The sequence below is a fragment of the Bremerella alba genome, from assembly GCF_013618625.1.
In the GTDB taxonomy this organism is placed as follows: Bacteria; Planctomycetota; Planctomycetia; order Pirellulales; family Pirellulaceae; genus Bremerella; species Bremerella alba.
The window spans coordinates 107054-129053 of the sequence record NZ_JABRWO010000006.1 but is presented as its reverse complement, the minus strand read 5'-3'; the positions used below and the strand labels follow the sequence as shown (position 1 = coordinate 129053).

General features: G+C 52.1%; 12 protein-coding genes and 1 pseudogene. 5 read left to right on the top strand and 8 right to left on the bottom strand.

The genetic code is table 11. From position 1 onward, the window contains the following. Window positions 1–15: 15 nt before the first annotated feature. On the bottom strand, window positions 16–726 hold the full coding sequence (locus HOV93_RS11670; protein ID WP_315853392.1) for a hypothetical protein: 711 nt from the start codon (window positions 724–726) through the stop codon (window positions 16–18). A gap of 159 nt (window positions 727–885) precedes the next feature. Beyond that, window positions 886–2283 (bottom strand): glutamate decarboxylase, encoded by a 1398-nt coding sequence (locus tag HOV93_RS11665; RefSeq protein WP_207396681.1) that lies wholly within the window; start codon window positions 2281–2283, stop codon window positions 886–888. Between the two features lie 320 nt (window positions 2284–2603). Between HOV93_RS11665 and HOV93_RS11660 the strand changes: the two genes are divergently transcribed. Further along, window positions 2604–5567: a PVC-type heme-binding CxxCH protein gene (locus HOV93_RS11660; protein WP_207396680.1), complete on the top strand. Its 2964-nt coding sequence runs from the start codon at window positions 2604–2606 to the stop codon at window positions 5565–5567. Between the two features lie 63 nt (window positions 5568–5630). Beyond that, on the top strand, window positions 5631–7016 hold the full coding sequence (locus HOV93_RS11655; protein WP_207396679.1) for a hypothetical protein: 1386 nt from the start codon (window positions 5631–5633) through the stop codon (window positions 7014–7016). Here the strand turns inward: HOV93_RS11655 and HOV93_RS11650 are convergent, their stop codons facing one another. The 4 genes from HOV93_RS11650 to HOV93_RS11635 all read right to left on the bottom strand — a co-directional run bounded on the left by HOV93_RS11650 (window position 7017) and on the right by HOV93_RS11635 (window position 15158). Beyond that, entirely contained in the window at window positions 7017–8372 is a 1356-nt protein-coding gene (locus HOV93_RS11650; protein ID WP_207396678.1) for a DUF1552 domain-containing protein, read from the bottom strand. A gap of 35 nt (window positions 8373–8407) precedes the next feature. Further along, window positions 8408–10339 (bottom strand): DUF1592 domain-containing protein, encoded by a 1932-nt coding sequence (locus HOV93_RS11645; protein WP_207396677.1) that lies wholly within the window; start codon window positions 10337–10339, stop codon window positions 8408–8410. 363 nt (window positions 10340–10702) lie between these two features. Beyond that, window positions 10703–11959 (bottom strand): amidohydrolase family protein, encoded by a 1257-nt coding sequence (locus HOV93_RS11640; protein ID WP_207396676.1) that lies wholly within the window; start codon window positions 11957–11959, stop codon window positions 10703–10705. A gap of 58 nt (window positions 11960–12017) precedes the next feature. Then, complete coding sequence (locus HOV93_RS11635; protein WP_207396675.1) at window positions 12018–15158, bottom strand: amidohydrolase family protein; 3141 nt, start codon at window positions 15156–15158, stop codon at window positions 12018–12020. A gap of 480 nt (window positions 15159–15638) precedes the next feature. Here HOV93_RS11635 and HOV93_RS11630 point away from each other — a divergent pair, with 480 nt between their 5' ends. The 3 genes from HOV93_RS11630 to HOV93_RS11620 all read left to right on the top strand — a co-directional run bounded on the left by HOV93_RS11630 (window position 15639) and on the right by HOV93_RS11620 (window position 20603). Then, the gene (locus tag HOV93_RS11630; RefSeq protein WP_235990228.1) at window positions 15639–18188 is read left to right on the top strand and encodes a DUF1592 domain-containing protein; all 2550 of its coding nucleotides are present in this window, start codon (window positions 15639–15641) and stop codon (window positions 18186–18188) included. A gap of 30 nt (window positions 18189–18218) precedes the next feature. Beyond that, on the top strand, window positions 18219–19544 hold the full coding sequence (locus HOV93_RS11625) for a DUF1552 domain-containing protein (protein WP_207396674.1): 1326 nt from the start codon (window positions 18219–18221) through the stop codon (window positions 19542–19544). Window positions 19545–19625: 81 nt separating this feature from the next. After that, a complete protein-coding gene (locus tag HOV93_RS11620; protein ID WP_315853391.1) occupies window positions 19626–20603 on the top strand; it encodes a formylglycine-generating enzyme family protein in 978 nt (325 codons plus the stop codon). Window positions 20604–20663: 60 nt separating this feature from the next. On the opposite strand, the gene HOV93_RS11615 is transcribed toward HOV93_RS11620, so the two are convergent. After that, window positions 20664–20966: a hypothetical protein gene (locus tag HOV93_RS11615; protein ID WP_207396672.1), complete on the bottom strand. Its 303-nt coding sequence runs from the start codon at window positions 20964–20966 to the stop codon at window positions 20664–20666. 24 nt (window positions 20967–20990) lie between these two features. Next, window positions 20991–21874: pseudogene (locus HOV93_RS11610) on the bottom strand (integrase core domain-containing protein). Between the last annotated feature and the right edge of the window lie 126 nt (window positions 21875–22000).

Genomic DNA, 22000 nt, shown 5'->3' with positions numbered 1-22000 from the left:
TTCATTCGTCACAGCTTAATCGGAAACATGGGACGCCTCCGGCAACATAAGCAATGCCCCTAAACAGAAGCAAATCGCCCCTTGCAGTGTAAAAGCCACCGAAAGCGTGATCCGAAGAGGGGATGCCGGAACTGGTAACCCAATCGCAAGGACTGCCGAGATCATAAACCCAACACACCCTAGAAAGTTCGTAAAGGTAATCCACCAAGAAAGATCCCTCGGCTTCCACGCCCAATAGGCATGCCCCACTTCGATGAAAGCCAGGTAACCAGAGACCAAGAACAGAATCGAACCTACGATATTGGGAATCCACACCAGCAGATCTTGTTCAAACCAAGACAGCAATGGCAGCATCGCATCGAACGTATTGATATTGAAAAGCACAGTGCCCACAAACTGGAAAGCACAACTTAACCAACCGATGTCGCGGGGCTTCCAACCTAGATAGGAGCGGTAGTTTCCAACAACCTTTCCGTTAGAAGGCAACGGGTCGGCATTGGCTGCTTGGTAGAGTTGAAGATACGCCGCGAAAGTGAACGGAATCGAACCGAGGAAATAGATAACATTCACCGCGTCAACGGCGATATCAAGCAGACTAAGAATGCTTGCGATGCTAAAGAGCGCAGCTCCGATGGCAAACACCACGCCTATCCACCAATTCAAGTCCCGAGGAAGCCATACCCCATGGGATATCAAGCGTGCGAGCAGTTTCGTCCCCAGCGGCACGTGACGGAGAATCTTTTTACGATGATGGCGTGAATGCCAATCCTCGAGTTTTCCGCTTGGATGTCGGAAAACTCGATGGGTCAAGAAAGGAAATGGCCCGTTTGCCGCAATGCAATTGGGCATTTTCCCTGTTTCTTTAACTCGATCCATGCTCATCGATCAATGATGGAATCCCGACGCCTCGTCTTCAGTGAGTGGCGACTGGATGGGGTGCAACTCGAAGTATTCCAGCGATCGCTTCATGTCTTCCAGCAGTAAGTACGCCAAATCGCGACTAACACCGTGACGCACTAAGATTCGTTGAATCGCCAGATCTTGGCGATTCGCCGGTAATGAATACGCGGGGACTTGCCAACCTCGGGCACGTAGTCGATCGGCCAGATCGTAAAGCGTGAATCCAGGGCTGACTCCCTCACGGATTCGCCAACACAACGCGGGAATCCCTTCATTCATGCCGCCACCGTAGATAATCTCAAATGGCCCCAGCTTCGCAATCTCTTCCGCTAAATACTGGGCGGTCTCATAGCATGCCGTATGAATGCGTCGGTAGCCTTCCTTGCCAAGTCGCAAAAAGTTGTAGTATTGGCAGACGATCTGGCCACCTGGTCTCGAGAAATTAAGCGCGATGTCACGCATGTTTCCACCCAAATAGTTGACCCAAAAAATGAGTTCCTCGGGCAGGTCCGATTCCTCGCGCCAGATGATCCAGCCGGCACCTAGTGGAGCGAGTCCGAACTTGTGCCCGGAACTGTTAATCGATTTCACTCGCGACAGTCGGAAGTCCCAAACCAAGTCAGGGGCACAAAATGGAGCTAGAAACCCACCACTTGCTCCATCGACATGGATGGGAATGTCGATCCCGGTGTCTTTCTCGTATTGATCGAGAGCTTCCGAAACCGCCTGGACCGGCTCAAACTCACAGGTAAATGTCACACCGAGGGTCGGTACAACGCCAATCGTATTTTCATCGCAACGCTTCATGACTTCTTCAGCGGTCATGATGAAACGATCTCCCTCCAAGGGAATTTCACGTAGCTCGATATCCCAGTATCGAGCAAACTTATGCCAGCAAATCTGCACCGGCCCCGTAATAAGATTAGGTTTATCGATCGGCTTGCCGGCCTTCTTACGCTTGGCTTCCCAACGACGTTTCATTGCCATTCCGCCCAACATGGCCGCCTCGCTTGAGCCTGTCGTCGAGCATCCAACGGTGTCCGCCCCGTGCGGTGAGTTCCAAAGATCGGCTAGCATGTGAACACAGCGTGCTTCGATCTCGGCCGTTTGAGGATACTCGTCCTTATCAACCATGTTCTTGTCGATGCACTCATCCATGAGCTTATGGACTTCAGGCTCGACCCATGTCTGACAGAAAGTTGCTAGGTTTTGCCGCGAATTGCCATCGAGCATTAGTTCGTCGTGAACAATCGAATAGACGTGCCGCGGATCACTTTCGTCTGTCGGAAATTTGTACTTGGGAACCTGAATCGACAGATCGTTCGATGCATAGATGTCATCGTCCAGCATTTCTCGTACGGCCTTCTTGGCATGTAGCGACATCGTCTCAATCTCCTTGTTAAACATCGATGATCGTGAATCCCAGGCAAGCGTTCAGCGCGGCTCTATCATACACAATCGGTACAAACCTGTTGTGAATCTAAATGCTTTACTCATTAAGATTTTAGCGATGCAGGCGTCTTTCGTTCATACGCTCGGGAAATTGGTTTCCCAAAAACATGAGAAATGTAATTCACATTTCGCGAAAGACCTTCTAAACTCGATGCAGTGCTAATTTTCGCACTTTCATTCGCAACTCGTCCCACCCCTCGCAATCTGCGATCTTTCTCACTTGTTTCCTTCCAACTGACCGTCTTGCCATCATGATACCACGTTATATCCTGCCAGCACTGCTTACTTTTTGGGCTGGCAGTCTCTGCCTACTTCTGTCGATTCCGTGCGTTGCAGAAGAACGTGACTATCAAGACCAATTGCAGCCGGTTCTCCCAAAGGAAACGCCGGAGGCCTTGAAGTCGTTTCAGGTTGCCGATGGCTTTCAAATCGAGTTGGCTGCCGCTGAACCAAACGTCGTTGACCCTGTCGCCATGGCATTCGATGCCGATGGTCGTTTATTTGTCATCGAGATGCGTGGCTATTCCGAAGACGACGGTGAAATCCTCGGTCGCGTGCGACTGCTCGAAGATATCGACGATGATGGCACTTACGAGAAGAGCACCGTTTTCGCCGATGGCTTTTCCTGGCCAACCGCCATCTGCTGCACTCGGGAGGGCATCTTGGTTGGTGCTGCACCCGATATCTTTTGGCTGAAAGATTCCGATGGTGATGGCAAGGCAGACGAGCGCCGCGTCGTCTTTACTGGCTTCAACAAATCTAACGTGCAAGGCTTGCTCAATACGTTTCAGTGGGGACTCAATAACCGCATTCACGGTGTCACAAGTTCAAGCGGAGGAAACGTACAAAGCGTTACCGATGGAGACGTAGCAGGCAAACCAATCCCTTTGCGCGGGAGAGATTTTTCGATCGATCCTCTCACCATGGATATCGTCGCGATAAGTGGCGGCGGACAACATGGCATGAGCATGAACAGTTGGGGAGAAAAGTTTACGTGCAGCAATAGCGACCATTTGCAACAGATCGTATTCGAAGATCACTATTTGGCCCGAAATCCATATTTAAGCGTACCATCGGTCCGGCGGAGTATTGCACAAGATGGCCCTCAGGCCGAAGTCTATCGAACAAGTCGTGTTGAAGCATGGCGAGTTATTCGAACAAAGCTTCGCGCTGCGAAAGTCGTCCCTGGTGTTGTCGAAGGAGGTGGGCGACCGGCCGGTTACTTCACCGGAGCTACCGGAGTAACCGTATTCCGCGGAGATGCGTGGCCAAAGCAATTTCAAGGCTTGGCCATCATAGGTGATGTTGGCAGTAACCTGATCCACCGTAAAAAGCTAATCGACCAAGGAGTTGTCTACCAAGGCAAGCGGATTGATGAAGGCGAGGAGTTTGTCTCTTCGAGCGACATCTGGTTTCGCCCGGTCCAATATGCGAACGCCCCGGATGGATCCCTCTATGTGGCGGACATGTACCGTGAAGTGATCGAACACCCCAAGTCTCTTCCGCCTATGATCAAGAAGCACCTTGACCTGACCAATGGTCGGGACCGGGGGCGAATCTACCGTATTATCGGCAACAACATTCAGCGACGCGCAACACCCCGATTAACGCAGATACCGACAGATGAATTGGTTTCGTTCCTCGACCATCCCAATGCGTGGCATCGTGAAACGGCTGCGCGGATTATCTATGAACGACAAGACACTAGCGTCTTGCCGCTGCTTGAAACAATCACCACCGAAGCATCCATGCCCGAGGGGCGCATAATGGCGATCTCGGCTCTAGCAGGGCTTCAGGGACTGTCGTCGGACGTATTGCGATCCGCCATGCAGGATGAACATCCTCGCGTTCGACAACATGCCATCCGTCTCTCAGAACCACTGCTCCCAACATCCCTTGAACTTCAGCAACACCTCACCAGCATTACGGACGATGCCAGTGTGCATGTTCGCTTCCAATTAGCATTTTCCGCAGGTTACCTTCCAACTGAAAACAAAGTCTCTGTGCTCAAGCAACTTGCCATTTCAGATGGAGCAAATCCCATTTTCCGCGTCGCCATACAAAGCTCACTAGCAACGAGTGCAGGCCAATTGCTGGCAGAGTTAGCAACGCACGGCGATGCTCCGAAGGAGTTGCTATCATCCCTCGCTCGCCAGATTGGCAAACAGCAGCGTCCCGGAGACGTTGCGACCCTTACCAGGTTGCTTTCAAATTTAACTAGCAATCACCCCGAATTATTTGAATTGATCGTGACTCATTTAGACGCGACTCCAGGCAGTTCGTTAGCTCGACAAATGGCCAATGCAACCCAAGGAGAATCCGAGGCAGTCATCCAGAGGATGGTCGATCAAGCCAAGCTCACATTGAGCAATCGGGACACCCCGATAGGAGCCCGTGTTGGGGCGATCGACGTGCTTCCATTTGGAAAATTTGATGCAGCCACCTTTGAAGAATTACTTGAGCCCTCCCAGCCGTTGGTAATCCAAGAGGCAGCACTGCAAGCGATGCGTCGATTCAAGGATCCTCAAGTAGCAACGCTGATCGTTGCTCGCTGGCCAAGCATGGCCCCTGGATTGCGAGCCAAGGCCACGCACCTTCTCAGCTCACGAGCAACCTGGGTTAGCGTTCTTCTTGATGCTATCAACGAGCAAACGATTCGGCCTGCCGATGTAGACATTTCTCAACTAGCCGAGTTGAAGCCAATCCTGTCTGCAGAACAAGGTCAACAAATCGACTTACTGTTGAATCGTCCATCGCGATCCGATCGAGCTGAAATCATTAAAACGTATCGTTCTACGCTTACCATGGATGGAAACAAAGACCGAGGCCGGAAGGTATTTGAAAAGCAATGTACGGCGTGCCATCAGTTGAATGGAGAAGGTTACCCCATCGGTCCTAATTTGGCGGCCATGAAGAACCGTGGGGCAGAAGCAATTCTTGTCAACATTTTAAATCCCAACGCGGAAGTCAATCCACAGTACATGAACTATATCTGCCTAACCCATGACGGTCGCACTGTTTCAGGGGTCATTACCAACGAAACGGCGACAAGTATTACACTTGTTCAGGCAGACAATAAGTCAGAGACAATTCTTCGGATTGATATCGACCAGCTACAAAGCACTGGCGTCTCGCTAATGCCGGAAGGGCTGGAAAAGGTGATCAACCCACAAGCCATGTCCGACCTGTTGAACTACATCTCACAGTCCCAATAAGCCTCCATGAATTCAACGTACAACGCACTAACTTCGGTCTGTCTACCTAAGAGGGATTTTTCCATGAGACTCGCTGGATATTCTTCATCATTCTTAATTCTCCTGTTGTCTATCGGTATTGCCAGCAGCTATTCGTCAACCCTTCAAGCCGATGCGTTGAAGATCGCGACCTTCGAGGTTGATGCATCGCCGCCAATCGGAAGCCCCCTAGCATATGACCCGACCAAGGGGATTCAGGAACCGCTTTCTTTCCGCGGAATCATCATTCAAGGACACGATACGTACGTCCTCTGTTGCGTTGATTGGCTTGGGGTTTCTAGCGATTCTCAGAAGGGCTTTAAACGAGCGATTGCCGAAGCAGTCGATACCGATCCCAAGCATGTGGTAATACATGCGATTCATCAGCACGACGCTCCTCGCTGCGATGCGACCACCCAGAGAGTCTTCGCTGAGTTTGACCTAGACTACGACATGTACGACTTGAAGTTCATCGCGGACGTACAAGAGAAGGCTGCCGCCGCTGCCAAGCAGTCACTGAAGTCCTTGGAAACCGTTACGCACATCGGTACCGGGGAAGCGGAAATTGAAAAGGTTGCTTCGAACCGCAGAATCTTAGGCCCAGACGGCAAGGTGAAGTATGTCCGATACACGGCTACCAAAGATCCCGTCGTTCGCGCTCAGCCGACCGGGACGATCGATCCAATGTGCAAGTCGATCAGTTTTTGGAATGCGGATCGCCCTATAGCGATGATGACCTACTATGCAACCCACCCGCAAAGCTACTACCGAACAGGTCTCGCCAATCCCGACTTCCCAGGCATGGCTCGCAATGCCCGCGAAGAGGAAACGAAGACATTCCACATCCATTTCAACGGTGCCGGCGGCAACATCGGGGCAGGGAAGTGGAACGATGGTGCGAAGGAGAATCGTGCGGTTTTGGCAAAGCGTGTCGAAGACGGCATGCAACGTGCTTGGGAGGCCACCCAGAAGCAATCGATCAAAGCAGGAGATGTCACTATGAAGTCTGTTGACGTTCTACTTCCACTTTCTCCCTTTATTCAAAAAGAGGATGCCGTCGCTGAACTCAAGAACAAAAAGCTGGACCGCTTGACCCATTTCCGTGCTGCCCGCGAACTTGCCTGGCTACGCCGCCACGAAGCAGGCGACGCGATCTCAATTGAATGCCTGACGATTGGGGATGTCAGAATCCTTCATTTGCCTGGAGAATTATTCGTCGAGTATCAACTCGCGGCGCAAAAGCTTCGTCCTGATCTGTTCGTAGCATTGGCTGCGTACGGCGATTATGCCCCCGGCTACATTGGTACCGAGAAATCTTACAGCGAAGGAGGCTATGAAACGAGCCGGCCTGCTTCTCGTGTTTCCGCACGAACGGAACAGGTCTTGATCGGCGCCATGGCCAAATTGCTGCAAGATGATTCCGCTAATTGACTAAGCGAGATCTTTCAAAGGCCCAGTGCTGTCTCCAAACGCTTCCACTTCAACTCCCATGCGTTCGAGCATCGCATGGTATAAATTACAGAGCGGCACCTGGCCATCGGCCGGCAAGTGACGGCCTGAGTTCAAGGATCGTCCTCCGCTCCCTCCCAATAGAATTGGCAGATTATCAGGATCATGCCGATTGCCGTCCGACATACTCGACCCGCACAGGATCATACAATTGTCCAGCAGAGTTCCATCCCCTTCTTTGATGCTTCGCAGCTTGGTTAACATCTGTGCGAACTGTTCGACGTGCCATCGATTAATACGCTGATACTGCTCGATCTTTTCCTTCTTGTTTTCATGGTGCGATAGCTCGTGGTGGCCGCCACTTACACCATCCAGAAAAGAGAAGTTCCTGCCCGAAACGTCGTTAGCGAACATCAAAGATGCCACCCGCGTCGAATCAGTTTGAAACGCCAGCACGATCAGATCCAACATGATCCCGATGTGCTGACGAAAGTCGCCGGGAACGCCCGGTCGGGCCGCTGCAAGCACATGATCTTCAACGTCCGGTTGCCAGTCTCCGTGCTCTCCCTTGGTCGCAAATTCTATTCGCTTCTCAACAGCCCGAACCGAATCCAAGTATTCGTCCATCTTGAATTGATCGTCGCGACCAAGCTGCGGTCTTAAACGCCGAGCATCCTCGAGCACGAAGTCTAGCAAGTTACGATAAGACTCCGCCTTCTCGGAATCAGGAGTAAGCGTCTTACCGAACAGACGTTCATACACAAGACGCGGGTTGATCTCTTTAGCCACCGGGCGGGTAGGAGACTGCCACGAAATGTGCGAACCGTACAGTCTCGTATAACCAACATTACTGTCGATTCCACTAATGACCGGTTCGGTCCCCAGTTCCAACGAAGGCAGGGGAGTAAATTGCCCTGAATGTTGAGCCATCAACTGATCGACCGAAATTCCGCCGCTGCTGATATCCTTCCCAGTTGTTTTGGTCACCGGCATCCCGGTCAAAAAATTTGCGGTCTTAGCATAGTGACCATCCCCGCCATGACTATGCTTCTTATCAAGACCTGTCAGCACAAGCACATCGTCGCGCACTTCAGCCAGCGGGGCCAGTGATGGCGTCAATTGATAGTCTTCTCCTGACGCTTCCGGAATCCAATCCTTCTCCCAGACGCCGTTGGGAAAGTAAAGAAAGGCGGAACGAACCGGGGGCCTGCCGACTTCAGTCGCCTTAGCAATTCTCGGAGAAAGTGACGGCATCCATGGCAAGCTTAGTGCTACGCCACATCCTTGCAAAAAGCGGCGACGCGAAAGGGCACTTGCGGAGCGGTTTCGTCTTTTCATGGCAGCAGTTCCGGTCAATATATTCTTGACTTGTGTTATTCCGACTTGAAGTAGCGATGCTGAAATGGATAGGAGAGGGCGATCTCTTCAATCAGGACAGCAGCCTTTAAATCGCTTTCTTTCAGCCTCTTCATACACTGATCAACAACGCAGTTGTCGAATTTATTGAGTTTTCGACCGTAGGCAAAACCAATCAGCTTACGCACGAAGTGTTTCTGGAACTCGCCGCTCCGCTTAAGGATCACGGTCTTGAGTTCTTCTGGTCCGCTAAACTGGTCTCCGGAAGGAAGCTTGCCCTCCGAGTCGATTGGCTGTCCATTGTCACTTTCCCGCCAACGACCGATGCCGTCGAAATTCTCTAAGCCGAATCCCAGTGGATCCATCCTGTTATGACAACTGGCACATTCGGCTTTTTGTCGATGCACCTCAAGTCGCTCGCGGAGCGTCAGATTCTTACCTGACTCATGCGACTCTTCGAGCGCAGGCACATTGGGCGGCGGAGGAGGAACCCGAGATCCTAACACTTCTTCAAGGATCCACCTTCCTCGCAGAACGGGGCTGGTGCGACGCGGGTATGAAGCTGTCGTCAATACACTGGCCATCGTCATCACGCCACCCCTTTGCCGGTTTGGCAACTCTACTCGCTGCCAATCCGCTCCTTCTTCGATCTCCAGTCCGTAGTACGAGGCTAAACGGTCATTTGCGTAGATGTATTGGGCATCGATCAAACGGGTCAAGGGCTCATCTTCTCGAAAGACATTTGCGACGGTCAGGATCGCCTCTTCCCGCATATCCGCTGCCAGCGCGTCATTGAACAGAGGAAAGACCTCCGAATCTGGTCGAGGCCCGTTACCAAACTCTCTAAGCCCAAGCCACTGTAATCCGAAGTTCTCTCCCAACGCAACGGCTTTAGGGTCGGCCAGCATCCGCCGAACTTCCTGACGTAATACGGTCTCTTCAAAGAGCTTTTCCTGCTCGGCTAGTTCCAGCAGCCGAGCATCGGGAATCGACGACCAAATCAACAAAGCCAAGCGTGTTGCCAATTGATACGACGTGATTCTTTGCACGCCTCCGCCGGCAGGCTCCGACTCCACTACAAATAGAAAGTGAGGCGATACGAGGACCGCTTTGAGCGGTTCGCGAAGAGCAGCCAGAAACACATAGCCCCTACCGAGAGCAGCGTCATAAATGCTCAGCAATCGATCCACTTCTTCATCCGTCACCGGTCGACGCCATGCACGCTTCGCGAATCGCTCTATACACTGCTGTGCTGCTTTCCGATTGTCTTCAACCCTTTTAGGGTCATGGGTGACGGGAATCCCGGTAAGAATTGAATCTCTCGCAGCATTTATGTCCGAGGACGCGGCGTCGTAAGCATCTGGGAGAGCCGTTTCAATGATTCGATCGGCAACGGTTAAATATGCTTCCATATGAATTGGGGACGTAAACAAGGCATCCCCGACGGTGTCAAAGCCTTCACCACCAGCGCCATCGGAAGGCGGCAACTCGTGCGGTTCTAATTTTAGACCGACCAGGTCCTCTATCGCGTTGCGGTATTCGGTTCGCGTCAATCGGCGGCTCATCACATGGCCACGGTACCAGGCCTGCGTTTCATCAGATGCCAGCTGATTGCAAAGATCTTGATCGGGTCGCGAATCGAGCCAACCATTAAACGCTCCCTTCTGTGGATCGTTCAGACCAGGGCTTCCCTGAGGGGGCATTTCGTTCTGCCGAATCCGGCGGGCAACACGTTCCCAGATATCGCCGGCTTTAGCAGCAATGTCGCCGGATGAGAAACGACTTAGATCGAATTCCCCATCCGCATCCTTTCCACTATGACACTCAATGCATCGTGACTGGATGATTGGCAAGATATCCTTTGTATAGCGATCGCCCCAGCGAGACATTTCCGGCGAAAGCTCGTCTGCGAGACATGCTGGATACTCCCACAACACGAACAGACTCATCAGTACTAAACTGCACAGTACATATCGCGAATCGCTTGCGCGCTTAAAGAGTCGGTGCATCGGCAGGGGCCTGGGGCAGGGAAAATTCGAGGTGGGACACTTAATCGTATCTCACGGATTGAATTTAAACCAGATCGCTTTGCAAGTCCCTACTAGTGATCACCTTGCGTCGATCTCGGGATAGGAGCTAACCCTCGTGCAGCGACTACGAGCTATTCGCGGGAGATCCAACTTTCTACACAATGCCGAACTGTTCTGGAATATTGCCGGTATCTACTGCACGCAATTGGCACCTAAGTGATACTGGCCAGCCATTTCATTTTACTATTTCATGTCGTTATTTTGGGTGCGTACTTGACTCACCTATTCCTTCGATTGCTCGTATTTTTGCTGGTACTTCTCGTAAAGCATCGTCTGCTTATTGCTCAGATCGACAGGCTTTCCGGCGATCCATGCGGCTTGAGTTTGGGTAGCAGTTTCTAACGGATCACCATCACAAAGAAACAGCGTCGCGTCTTTCCCTTTTTCTAAGCTTCCAACCCGCTTTGCGACCCCCAAAATTTCAGCAGGGGATAGTGTGATTGCGCGAATGGCGTCTTCTTTGCTCAAACCAAACGCTACGGCCGTGGCGGCATGGTAGGGGAGATTACGTGCATTCCACGAGTTCGATCGTTCGTAACCGGAAATACAAAAGCGAATTCCAGAATCTTGGAGACGTTTTGCCAGCGTATACGCCGCGTCGTACGGGTCGTCACGTTGACGGGGTTTACGATGGACGGCCGAAATGATGACGGGGATATCGTACTTCTTCATCAACTCTTGACATTGCGGGGCGTCGTATCCGCCAAAAATAATGAGTTTCACTTTTTGCTCATTCGCGAAAGATATCGCCCTGTTAATGGTCTTCGCGCCGTTGGCGGAAATAATGATTGGCTGATCGCCGCTGACAACTTTATCCATGGACTCTAATCGAGCATCGTGCAGAATGGTCGACTTCGCCTCTTGTTGAGCCTGACGATATCGGCGTGCTTCATCAAAGAAGGCTTCGAGGCGTTCTCTCTCAACTTCGCTGTCCAAAGAAACGATCATACCGGCGCGGGGAAGAAGGGTCATGTCTTCGCTGGTCCAACCATCGAGTTGAAGCACAGCACTTTGCCCAGAAATCAAGCCACCAGTCGGAGTCGTCATCGTGAGCAGCACGCCGTTGGACCGGGTTACCGGGATAATTTCACCATCCGGGTCGACACTAACATGGGCGGTCACATTTGGATTCAGCCTGCCGGGCTCGCGATAGTCATTGGTCGCCCTAACTGACGATATTTCCGTAAGGCCGATACGTGAATAGGGCTCGAACAGTCCTGGGTAGACATGCTTACCAGCGGCCTTGATAACGTGAGCGTTCTTTGGAATCTTAACCTTCTCGCCAACCGATGTGATCTTACCTTGCTCGAAAATCAAGACACCTTTCTTGATCGCCGGTCCTGAGACGGGATGAATCGTCGCTCCTACAATCGCAACCGGCCCCGCGGGCATCGCACCGGGGATTTGATCGGAAGCAGGGGCAACGCCCACTACGCAGGCAATGGCAATGATTGTTAGTAGTCGGATAGAAAAAGGCATCGGGCAAGTCTTTTCAGAAGCTGCGAAGTAAAGCGTGTTAAAACGTCGTGGTCGCGATTTAATGTTCGTGGCCATGTTCGTGTTCGTCGTGCGAATGACAGAACTCGTCGTGCCGGGGCCAAAGCTGAGATCCATCTTCCAAGAATTCCCCTTTTTCCATCATTGGGGCCCTGGCATCTAAGATCTTCTGAACCAGGGAATTCTTCATCTCTGCTAACCTTTTGCGTTGCTGTTGCTCTTCCTGACGATCGAAATACTTACTGCCATCGATCCAGGTTTGCTCGCAGGTACTGAAATTAGAAAGTGGTGGGCCTGACCAGATAGCAAGGTCGGCGTGTTTGCCAGGCTCGATCGTCCCGACATACTTGTCGATCCTAAGCTGAATTGCCGGATTGATCGTAATGAACTTGAGTGCTTCTTCCGGAGATAAGTTGCCGTATTTGACAGCCTTGGCGGCCTCTTGATTCATGCGTCGACCAAGTTCCCCGTCGTCTGAGTTAAAGGAGACAACGATCCCTTGATTGTGCATCATCGCACCGTTGTAGGGGATCGCGTCCTTCACTTCGACCTTGTAAGCCCACCAATCTGAAAACGTGGACCCGGTCGCACCGTGCTTCTGCATGGCATCGGCGACCTTGTACCCTTCGAGAATGTGTTGCAGCGAACCAATCGTGATGTCGTATTCATCCAGAACACGAATCAGGGCCAAAATCTCATCTTGCCGATAGCTATGGCAGTGGATCCAACGTGTTCCATTAAGGATTTCGACGATCGCATCGAGTTCAAGATCGCGGCGAGGAGGAAGGCCTCGTTTGTTCTTAGCGTAGTTGCGATGGGCCTGTTGGTACTGTTGGGCCTCGCGGAACTCGTCGCGAAAAATCTGCTCGACTCCCATTCGCGTTTGCGGGTAGCGGCTATTGAAGTCATCGCCCCAATTGCTCTGCTTCACATTTTCGCCCAAGGCGAACTTGATTCCGGCCGGCGCCTCATGGAACCTCAGTTGATCAAAGCTCGATCCCCAACGCATTTTGATAACTTGGTTCTGACCACCGATTGGATTTGCCGAACCATGTAAAACGTTGGTGGTCGTCAAGCCGCCAGCGAGTTGCCAGTAGATCGAAATGTCGTCTGCATCCACGAAGTCCGCGATCCGAACTTCGGCTGAGATAGCCTGGCCACTTTCATTGATCCCACCATCGGTCGCGATATGCGAGTGACAGTCGATTAGCCCAGGCGTGATATGCTTACCGGTTGCATCCACGACAAGGGCTTTTTTGGGAATAGCAACTTTTTTGCCAACCTTTACAATTTTACCATTCTTAACCAGGACGGTTCCCTTGTCGATTTTTCCTTGAGGTCCACTCGTCCAGATCGTGGCACCAGTGAATACGACGATCGATTCCTGCTTGACGGGTTCTTCGCGACCATAAGCACCAAGTGGATATTGAACCGGAAAACTAGCCATGCGGAGTCGTTTGTTTTTCTCTTCGTCCTCGTTCTTCTTTTTCTCCTCCTCGTCAGATTTGACATCGGATTGTTTCTTATCCGCGTCGTCGACCTTGGTCTGCATGCCGGACGAGGACATTGTTACCGTTGAAACCGATCCGTCTGGCCAGCGGAGCGATCCGTGCCGCACTTCGACGTCATCCTGAAACACAATCGAGAGCATGGCGACGCCGTGGCTTCCGAAGCTATCGGCGATGAACTGCGCCGTGAGTTCGACGTCTTCAAACTTGATCGATTTAAGTTCGACCTTATCCTTAAATTTCGGCGTCGTTTCGGCAGGTCGGATGGTGCCTTTTAGCTTCGTTTCCCCTTCGATGTTGATCAACAACACCTTGTCCGTCTTTCCAGGGGACTTTTGGATCGAAAGCTCCCAATCGCCAGCAAGTCCCTCAGGCAGTTCATCTTGATGTTCATAGCGGTGACCATTGACCCACGTTTCAACGACTTCCGACTTCTCCTCAAACCACGGTTTTGAAGTCACCACCAAGCTGGCCAGTTTTCCCTCATCAATGGTACCTAGTTGCTTATCGATGCCCAAGCGTTTAGCAGGCACAGTGGTCATCGCGGCCAACGCATCAACCTCGTCTAAACCACGATGCACGGCAATTCGCAGATTCTTTAGAAACAGGGATGGAGACTCTAATCGATGCGTCGTCAGCATGACTTCGACCTTACGATCGACCAGTCGGGCAATGTTTTCCGGAGCATGATCCCAGTGCATCAGAGCTTGTAATGTGGCATCGTCAGCGGCCTCGGGTGTCGCTACGTTGGGTGCCTTGGCGAAATCAATGGGAACGATCAGGGGCCTTTTCGTTCTTGCTATAGCGTCCAGCTGGCGATACTCGCGACCACTTCCAATGGCGATCAAGTCGAGGCCGAACTCCTGGGCAAATTGGTCGGCACGCAGCAGGAATTGATCGTTTCTCGTTTCGATTAGAACCGGCAGCTCGCCATTGATATATGGCTGCATGGTGGCCAGGGTAACGTTCTTCTCAGGCCGAGGAAGTTCGGCGTCGGCACGAGCGATCCGGTGCGCGTCACGATACCACTGTGCGTCATAGAATGCTTGACGTGCTAAGGCAACGGCCCCCATCGGAGATTTTGGATAACTGCCACGTCTGCGAGAGAGTGTCAATTCGCCAACCAGAGCAAACTGCTCTCGTAATACTGATTGTGAAATCTCGTCTTCGCCTAACGCATAAATTGCCGAACGACCTTTTATAATTCCATCTTGCGGAGCAATTAACTGTGCCACAAATCCCTGTTTTCGCAGTTCGGACGCTGACAAGTCACTTTTAGTTAACGCACTTCCAATATCGAAGTCGGATCGGATGTTCTCATTCCAATAACTGGTCGGCGGCCGGTTGCTGGCTTCGCTTAACGATACTTCCGAGTAGCTATCGATGAAGCCTGGGTAAACGTACTTGCCCTCCAGATCAATAACCTTTGCTTCCGCAGGAATATTGACATCCTTACCGATGGCAATAATCTTGGCATCGCGAATCACAATCGTAACCGGTTCGGGCTCTTTCCCAGGCGAACGGATCACTTTACCACCTGTGAGCGCGAAGACGCTCAGCGGATGGCGATGCAAGCCTTCGTCGTGACGCGACGTTGGCGGAAAGGTCTGGGCGGAAGCAGAAAGAGTTAGAACGACCAGTAGTAGGACGGCAATTGGAAACGAAAATTTCATCAAAGAGACTCTAGCGAGTTAATTTCGGTCAGTGTTATCGAGAAATTAAGGGTACCTAAGCTGGCATTGTCATATCTAAGATAGTCCGAAAACCTATTGGGGCCTTTATCATTTTGCGCAATTTTTGTGACATTGGCTCCTCAGATTGCAATCACTCTTGGGATGGTTAAGCCTTTGTCTAAGTTTAATTCCCAAATCGTGTCAAATTATGAATCGAAGTGTCAGGATTTTTAGTTTCCTGCGTATTCTCTTGCACCAGAATGACTAAGGGGAGTCTTCTTCGCTTTTTCAGGAATTGAGTTTACGGGCCGCATCGACATTTCAACGCCTCATGCCGATCCGCGAATACCCTATTTGATTTCAAGAAACTGAAACCATTTGTTAGCTTGGATCATAGGTCAGTACTGCTAGATCGACTCCTACTCTCATCCCATCAACAATATCGGTCTCCGGCAACCCCACACGATGCAGGTCTTCGGAATGATCCTTCCTCTTCCTTCCCCAACGCGGACGACCGCATGGCTTCCTGTCGCAATGTCATTCATTGTGGCAATGATGTTTATCAATTTGCTTCAGGCCCAAACACCTGGGTCACCGGACCAAGCCCATCGTTCCTCGAAGAAAATCCGTCCTTTCCTCAAGACCTATTGTTTTGATTGCCACGGTCCTGAAACTCAAGAGTCAGATCTACGACTCGATACGCTCGAAGAAGACTTCAACAAATCGACCTCGGCTAGTTCATGGATCGAGGTAATGGACAAGATGAACCTGGGAGAAATGCCCCCAGACAATTCCCCTTCGCCGACTACAGCCGAACTTGCCGAGGTCACCCACTGGATCGCCGCCGAGTTGCGAAAAGCCGAACGCAATAGCTTTGGCAACGAGGGACGCGTTATCTTGCGTCGGATGAATCGTGCCGAATATACCAACACGGTGCGCGATCTCCTGCATCTCAGATTCTTACCTGGCGAAAGCCCTGAGAGCGTTCTTCCGCCCGATGGAACCGCAGAAGGTTTTGACAAAGTTTCTGTCGCACTCATGCTCGATCCGTCTCTGTTAGATAAGTACTTTGAGGTTGCCCTAGGCGTTGCTAACAAGGCGATCGTGGATGGACCACCCCCGTTCGCAACCGAGACGATACGACTGGAAATGGAGGATATCGCCGAGAATCGGGCAATCGATTACCTATGCGCAACACCAGGTATCGAATGTCAGGAAAAGGCAATCGTCTTGATGCAAGGCTCAACGCGGTCGTTTGGCGTGATGAAGTATCCCGGGACCCGGGACGAAATACCCGTCAACGGCATGTATCGTATACGCGTCCGTGCGTGGGGCCAGCGTGGTGCCGACGGCAAGCCAGTCATCATGCGTCTACGGCAGGGGCATCCGAGTGCCGATCAGCAACTGCTGCTGGAAACGGAAGTGACTGATGAGCCGAAGATTTACGAGATTGTCGTCCCTCGCGATCCGAAATGTGGTGAATACAACGTTTCGATCGTGAACCAGACCGGCTTTCAAATCACAAGCCGTGCAGGAAACGAGATTCGTAGACAACAGCAGCAGGCCGGAACGTCCAAAGATTACGAGAAAGTGATGCGACTTCAATCGCGTCAGCAATTAGAGAATTTAACCTGGGGAAAGCCAAATCCAGATGCAGCTGACACCAGCAAACTACGCAAGCTGGTCGTCGATTGGTTGGAATGTGAAGGCCCGCTGTACGATCAGTGGCCACCTAAAAGCCACGAAACGCTCTTCTTTCAAGGTGATGACGCTACCGAAAATGAAGATTACCTGCGAGAAATCTTTGCGCAGTTCCTACCCCAGGCATTCCGGCGGCCGGTTACCCAGGAAGAGATCGAGAAGGTTGTAACCCTTTGTCTTTCAGAGTTGGCCGCTGGCGAGACCTATCACAATGCCGTCCGTACCGGGCTCATTTCTATCCTGTGTTCCCCTAAGTTTCTATATATTATCGAACCCTCTTCAACCGATCAGAAGCGTCCCTTAGATGACTGGGAGCTTGCCTCGCGGCTGAGCTATTTCCTATGGTCTAGTATGCCTGACGAAGAACTGTTTCGGCTCGCTGCAAGTGGGCAACTTCGTCAGCCAGGCATCCTTTCGGCTCAAGTCGACCGAATGCTGGCCAACCCAAAGAGTCACGGTTTCGTGCTGGGTTTCGGAGCCCAATGGTTAAAGACCGACGAGTTTCGCAACTTTATGCCCGATACCCGATTGTATAAGGAGTATGATGACGAGCTAGGAGAAGCGATGGTTGGGGAAGTGATCGCCTTCTTCAGTGAAGTCCTCCACCAAGATGAATCCGCTTTGTCGTTCTTCAACGCCGACTGGACCATGCTCAATGAGCGGCTGGCGAGGTTCTACGGAATCGACGGCATCAAAGGAAACGAGTTCCGACGCGTGAACCTGCCTGAAGACTCCCCTCGTGGTGGTCTCCTGGCCATGGCCGGCGTCGCCATGCGAGGCTCAGATGGAAACCGCACGAAACCGGTTAATCGCGGCGTCTATGTGCGGGACGTGCTATTCAATGATCCTCCGAATCCGCCACCACCAAATGCCGGTGAAGTCGAACCCAATATCAAGGGAGAGAAGCTAACGGTTCGCGAGCGACTAATACAGCACCAACAGATTCCCTCGTGTGCTGCCTGTCACCGGACGATCGACTCCTATGGATTGGCCCTGGAAAGCTTCAACGCGATCGGCGCATGGCGAACACATCAGGATGGGGAAGACTTTCGCAGTCGAAATACGCCACCGATTGACGCCTCTGGGGTACTTCCCAATGGAAAGCCATTCGAGGACTTCGTTGAATTCAGACTCCTATTGCTCGACCAAAAGGATCGATTCGCCCATGGCTTGGCAGAAAAGATGCTGACCTATGCTTTGGGTCGCCCCATCGAACCCACCGACCGTCCTTTGGTAGATCGACTTGCCGAACAGATGCGGAACAGCAACTACACGCTCTCATCCTTGATTCATGGTGTCGTTGCCAGCCAGGCGTTTCATACAAAGTAACTCATGCCCAATTCACAGGATGGAATCCTAATGCCCAGCCCCAAGAAGACTTGGATTTCGCGCCGCACGTTCCTGCGAGGAACTGGAGTCGTCATGGCACTTCCTTACCTCGAAGCGATGATGCCATCGAGCGTGCTAGCGGCACCCATGCCGAAAGCACCTGCGCGCATGGGCATGTTTTACCTCGGGACAGGCATGAACATGCGTCAGTTCTGGCCAGATCAGCAGGGACTTGATTACCAGGCCTCACGTATCTTGAAGCCGCTTGATAAACACCGCGGACAATTTACGGCAATCAACGGAACGTTCCTTAAAGAGGGCGGAGGCCATGACGGTGCATACCCTTTCAGTACTTCCATCGCGAAAGGGGAACGGCAACGGCAAAGCCCCGACCAGCTTGCCGCACAAACGATTGGTTCCGATACCCGCTTCTCATCGCTTCAGTTGTCGGTCGATCGCGGAACAAATTACGGAAGCCAGGCACTCGCGACGATCTCCTGGAACGAACAGGGCGTGCCACTGGCAGCCGAGAACGACCCAAAAGTGCTTTTTGACAAACTCTTTCGACCTGACACACAAACGCAAAAAGCAGAGGAAAAGAACGAGTTTCGCCGCCGTCATTCCATTCTCGATCTTGTTCGAGATGATGCTAAGCAATTAGCAAGCAGTCTTGGCAAGACCGACCGCGAGCAATTGGATCAATACTACACTTCGGTTCGAGAGCTTGAAAAGTCGCTGGCTCGTAGAGTCGAATGGGCCGACACGCCGAAACCGCCCGTGGAAACGGATGACCTTCACGGAACTTACCAGAGTAAAATGGCAGGCCCCGAAGGAAACGGCGAATATCTATACGACGACTATGCCAAGTTGATGTACGATCTGATTGCGTTGGCATTTCAAACCGACTCGACGCGAGTTATATCGTACGTCGTGCGAAAAGAACTCGCCGGAGGAGTTTATCCTGAGTTCAACGTATCCAAGGGGTATCACGCGCTGTCGCATCACGGCAATGACCCGCAAAGCCTGGAGGAGTTAGCTCGCGTCGATGCAATTTATATGAACCACTGGGCCTACTTCCTGGATCGCCTGGCGTCGATCCAGGAAGCGGACGGAACACTTCTCGATCGAACGGTACTGGGGTTATCTAGCGGCATGGGTTTCGAGCATAGCAAGAACGACTTGCCGACGATCGTTAGCGGAGGGTCCGCGCTAGGCATCAAGCATCACGGCCATCTAAAGCTAACCTCCGAGATCCCGCTTGCATCTGTGTGGCACACAATGCTAGACCGGGTTGGCGTCGACGTCGGAAATCTGTTTCAAGATAGCACAGGCCCTGTTCAAGCGTTGGTTAGTTAAATGGCAAATCGAGCATTAGTCGTTAGCTTCATCCTCCTACAAGTCGTTAGCTGGCTTGCGTGTTTGCATGGCAAAGAGACAGTGGCATCACACAACTCCATTGGCATGACAATGGTCCCTCTTTCGCAAGGCGAATTCGAGATGGGCATGCTCGACGAGCACCGCTTGAAGCTGGAGCATAAAGGGAGCGCCTATCAGCGCGAGATCCATGACTACGTCGAAAGGCCCTCTTTTCCAGTACGGCTACCCCGGGACTTTTCGATTGGTGAAACGGAGGTTACCGTTTCGCAGTTTCGCGTCTTTGTAGAGGCCACAGGCTACCAAACCGACGCAGAAAAGACAGGCGAGGCCTGGGGGTTTCGGCCAAACGCAGAAGATCCGCTCAATCGATTCTCACTGATCCAAGGCGCTAATTGGCGAAACCCTGGCTTTGAACAATCCGACAAGCATCCGGTAACCTGCATCAGTTGGCACGACGCCCAGGCATTTTGTCGATGGCTTAGTGAGCAAGAAGGAGTGACATACCGCTTACCTACCGAAGCCGAGTGGGAATACGCTTGTCGCGCCGGCACACGCAGTTCTTACTTCAGCGGCGACAAGCCCGATAGCGTTTACGAGGTGGGCAACGTGGCCGATGCAAGTTTGTATGCGCTGCACCCAGAAGACGTTCTACGCCAGCGCACGGTGGGTCTGGAACTGGCGACCGGGGATGGCTTCGTGTTTACTGCACCGGCCAAGTCATTCCGAGCCAATGCATGGGGCATTTACGATACGCATGGCAATGTATGGGAATGGTGTCACGACAAGTATTCCGACCGCTATTACGACGATATGCTTACCCAGGCTCGTCAAAACGGTTCACGAACCAAACCAGAACCAATCGTCAATCCACAAGGCCCTGAGGATACGCCCAAGCATCAACATGGAGATTGGCGTTCGCTACGCGGGGGCTCATGGTACGTTGCGCCTCTGCAATGCCGATCGTCGGTGCGTGCGTTTGCCGAAGCTCATGATGCGTTCAGCTATATTGGTTTTCGCGTTGTTCGTCAGGAAAAGTGAGACAACGCTGAGGCTCGGGTATTCATCCCAATTTGCCTTCTCCAACGCGAGAAGAACCGCTTACTTCGAAGCGTCCGAAGAGGGCAGGGCACGACTGAACAGAGTTCCGTAACGTTGGTAGTCATTATAGTCCACGGCCTGACTCTTCCACTTTGCCAGCTCTTGATCGTAGCGTTTCCGCATGTCTGACAGGACTGCCTCGCTGTTGGTTTTTCCCGCCAGGTTCGTCATCTCGTGTGGATCGTTTTTAGTGTCGAACAGTTCCTCGACTGGCTCGATGCTGCCTTCGGAGTACCACCAATACGTATACTTATGTTGCGGCGTCAGACAACTCAGGTGACCTGCTTCCCTTTTCTGTACCAATCTAAAGGAGAAAATCCAGAATCTTCATCTGGCCAGGCTAGCCTGGCCAGATGAAGCGAATTCCCTGGGGGCCAGGTTGCCCAGGGCGCTGTGTGGGCGGTGTTCGTTGTAGTCACGACGCCAAGATTCTATCTTCTCTTGGGCGTCCTCCAGTGACAAGAACCAATTTTCGTTCAGGCACTCGGCCCTCACGCTGCCGTTGAATGATTCGATGAAGGCGTTATCCGTTGGCTTTCCAGGCCGACTGAAGTCGAGCACGACCTGGTTCGCGTAGGCCCATTGATCCAGTGCCTTCGACGTAAACTCGGGACCGTTGTCGACGCGGATCGTTTTGGGCAGCGTTCGCTCCATCGCCAGACTCTCACGAGTAAAGTGATCGACTATCGTTAACAGCCGAATGGCACGGCCGTCGAACAACTCGTCGGACATGAAATCCATAGCCCAGCAGTCGTTAATGCGAGAAGCTTCCGGCCGATCGACACGCGCTCGACAGCTGACTCGACGCTTCGGCGTTTTCCTGCATAAACTCAACTGCTCCTAGCGGTAAAGACGATAGATTCGCTTCCCGTTCACCTCCCAACCCTCGCTGACTCGATAGCATCGCTTGGCACCCTCCACGCATTCCCGAAGGCGAGCAGGCTTCAAAGCTTTTTTGACAGCACGTCCTGCAAGATCTGCTTATCTAAGCTCAGGTCCGCAACCAGCGACTTCAAACGCTTGTTCTCTTCTTCCAACTGCTTCAAACGCCGCAGTTCCTCCACGCCCAGTCCGGCGAACTTCTTCTTCCAGCGATAGAAGGTCTGCTGGCTGACACCCAGCTTACGGCAGACCTCATCGACCGGCGTCCCTGTCTCTGCCTGCTTCAGCGCGAACGCGATCTGCTGATCCGTAAATTTCGACTTCTTCATGGTCATCATCTCCTCGAAAATGATGGCCAGATTTTACTCTAAATTTCTCACTTGCATTGGGTCAGTTTTTGGGTTGCAGGTCAACATCGCGTTTCCAACCAAATTGCTTTACCGATACGATTCATC

Bases quoted from the DNA above. Each gene is read 5' to 3' on its own strand.
- HOV93_RS11665 (WP_207396681.1), bottom strand. From the start codon at position 2,283: ATGTCGCTACATGCCAAGAAGGCCGTACGAGAAATGCTGGACGATGAC.
- HOV93_RS11660 (WP_207396680.1), top strand. From the start codon at position 2,604: ATGATACCACGTTATATCCTGCCAGCACTGCTTACTTTTTGGGCTGGC.
- HOV93_RS11655 (WP_207396679.1), top strand. From the start codon at position 5,631: ATGAGACTCGCTGGATATTCTTCATCATTCTTAATTCTCCTGTTGTCT.
- HOV93_RS11650 (WP_207396678.1), bottom strand. From the start codon at position 8,372: ATGAAAAGACGAAACCGCTCCGCAAGTGCCCTTTCGCGTCGCCGCTTT.
- HOV93_RS11645 (WP_207396677.1), bottom strand. From the start codon at position 10,339: ATGAGTCTGTTCGTGTTGTGGGAGTATCCAGCATGTCTCGCAGACGAG.
- HOV93_RS11640 (WP_207396676.1), bottom strand. From the start codon at position 11,959: ATGCCTTTTTCTATCCGACTACTAACAATCATTGCCATTGCCTGCGTA.
- HOV93_RS11635 (WP_207396675.1), bottom strand. From the start codon at position 15,158: ATGAAATTTTCGTTTCCAATTGCCGTCCTACTACTGGTCGTTCTAACT.
- HOV93_RS11630 (WP_235990228.1), top strand. From the start codon at position 15,639: ATGATCCTTCCTCTTCCTTCCCCAACGCGGACGACCGCATGGCTTCCT.
- HOV93_RS11625 (WP_207396674.1), top strand. From the start codon at position 18,219: ATGCCCAGCCCCAAGAAGACTTGGATTTCGCGCCGCACGTTCCTGCGA.